This is a genomic window from bacterium (assembly GCA_037131655.1).
GTDB lineage: Bacteria > Armatimonadota > Fimbriimonadia > Fimbriimonadales > JBAXQP01 > JBAXQP01.
Genome location: JBAXQP010000368.1, coordinates 1 through 2,316, shown reverse-complemented (window position 1 = coordinate 2,316; position 2,316 = coordinate 1). Strand labels below are relative to the sequence as shown.

General features: G+C 45.7%; 3 protein-coding genes. 1 reads left to right on the top strand and 2 read right to left on the bottom strand.

Annotation, left to right across the window (positions count from 1 at the left end):
- Together WCO51_12555 and rnd are read right to left on the bottom strand one after the other, a co-directional pair.
- A partial coding sequence (locus tag WCO51_12555) for an MBL fold metallo-hydrolase (protein ID MEI6514083.1) occupies positions 1–365 on the bottom strand: 365 nt, incomplete at its 3' end.
- Positions 366–474: 109 nt separating this feature from the next.
- Positions 475–1,632: a ribonuclease D gene (gene rnd, locus WCO51_12550; GenBank protein MEI6514082.1), complete on the bottom strand. Its 1,158-nt coding sequence runs from the start codon at positions 1,630–1,632 to the stop codon at positions 475–477.
- A gap of 198 nt (positions 1,633–1,830) precedes the next feature.
- On the opposite strand from rnd, the gene WCO51_12545 reads away from it, so the two are divergent.
- A partial coding sequence (locus WCO51_12545; protein MEI6514081.1) for a S26 family signal peptidase occupies positions 1,831–2,316 on the top strand: 486 nt, incomplete at its 3' end.

Sequence of the window (2,316 nt, the reverse complement as noted above, 5' to 3'; positions counted from 1 at the left end):
GGTTTGTGCTTTGAAAACCCTTTCTTATTGGCATACCTTGCGTCTTCTTCCTGCAAGTGGGCAGCATCTGGAAGGGAGATCAAAGCGATATCGATGGTTCCCGGACTTGCAAAGATCGGTCCTTTGAACCCATCTTTAACTAATTTTGGCAGATAACCGATGTGGTCGATATGGCCATGGGTCAATACAACCGCATCTATCTCAGACGGAGGAACATCCAATGGCATCCAATTGAGAGCTTTTAACTCAGATGCCCCTTGATAGAGTCCGCAGTCGACCAGTAATTTATAATCACCGACCGTTAAAAGATATTTCGATCCTGTAACTGTTTCGGCTGCGCCAAGAAATTCTAATTGAGCTATCATAATTTACCACCTTTCTGATTATTGAGCCGGCAAAACTTGCTTGATAATAACATTCGACATTACTTCATGCGATACCTGCTTGAATCTTATATGAAAGGCGAGAATAAATTTATTGAACCCTAACACGCCCTGTTTCGGGGTCGAAAGAAAGGGCAAGATCGCCATTCAACAGGCGGAGCAAGTCTTTGCCGACCAGTTCATAGCGCCAGCCTGAGAGAATGTGGGTGTCGCCTGCTTTGATGGTTTTGCGTTTGGAAACTATTTCCTCAAGGTTGGCGCTGTTGCAAAGAAGTCCCCATGCGACTTGTTCGTCGACTGCTCGTCCGCGAATAAAAGCTTGTACTAGCGCCATTACCGCTTGGGTAGCAGGATCGATGCTTCGAGATTTTGGTTTTTCAGGCCACTGTTCAGGTGGGACCGCAAGCGCTTTTTTAACGGCCGCTATGATCTCACTTCCCAATCGATCAGCCTCAAAGGGGGGGAAACCACGCATTCGGCGAAGCTCTCCAACACTCTCAGGAGGGCGTCGGGAGAGACTAACCAGCAATTCATCACGTAATAAGCGCTGAGGCAATTTATTCCGATAAAGGGCTTCTTCTTCTCGCCAGCAGGTAAGTTCGCGCAGGATAGCAAGCTCGCGCCGTTCAAGGTTATCCATATTGCGGACGCGAAGATAGAGTTCGCTTAAGGGTGTCGGCTCTTCCAGAACGGCTTGTTCCAAAGTTGAGAATTCACCTTTTGCCCAATCCAATCGGCCAAGTGTTTCGAGGCGTTCTCGAAGGTGCTCAACAAGCGCCGGCATATAGCGAACATCATCCATCGCGTAATCAATTTGAGCTTGAGTGAGCGGTCGGACACCCCAGGCTGTGTATGATTGGGACTTACTCAAGGCTACGCCGGTAATCTGCTTGACTAACTGGCCGTAACCGATCTGTTCGCCATAGCCAACTACCGCTGAAGCCACTTGGGTATCGAAAACATCGCACATTACTTGTCCGGAGGCTTGATAGAGCAGCTCCAAATCTTGTTGGCAAGCATGAAACGCCTTTGTCACTCCAGGCGTATAAAGGATACGCCAAAGCTCGGACAAGTCTTTGATTACGGGAAAATCGATGATGGCGATTTCTTCCCCAGCTCGAATTTGTATCGTTTCAAGTCGAGGTAGGTAGCTATCTTCTCGAATAAATTCAGTATCGATACAAATTAGCTCTGACCCAGTGATACATTTACAGAATTCCGATAATTGTTGTGTAGTAGAAATAAGCATTCGAACACCTTGACACTTATTCTACCTCTAGTAATTGTATTCAGAATATGAAAAGTTAATTGAACCTTGTAGATTCTCAAACGTAAAATTAATGAACCCTTATCGCCATGTTGCACGTAATATCTATAGAAGATGGTTTTTCACGTATAACTTTTTGAGAAAGTATTCTGAAGAGTTTTGTATAATGAGATTAAGAACATGATTGATATCCAAAAGCCTAACAAGGATTACAACCTAAAACGAAGCCTAATCGCCTTTGGGCTATTTGTTTGCTTTGCTTTCTTTATTGCAATAAGTTTTCGGTTGGCTGTCGTGCGTGGGGAGTCGATGGAACCTACGCTTCACAACGGCAGTATTGTTGTCATCACACGCGCCTATTGGCTATTTGGCCCTCCCCGCGAAAACGATGTGGTCGTTCTCAATCACGATGATGGTCTGCTGATTAAGCGCATTCGCCGTTTTGAGAGTTCCATTAGCGGTCCCCCAAGGATCTTTGTTCAAGGTGATAATATGAGAGTTTCTTGGGATAGCCGTGATTTTGGGTTTATCTCATCGGATGAAATCGTCGGCAAAGTGCTTATGTATTCAGGCAATCCGCCCGTGAGCGCTATTCCATTAAGCCCTAAAAAATCACCTGAAGGTTTTGGAGGGGTTGCTTTGGCACAAACCTTCTCCAGGCCTAAC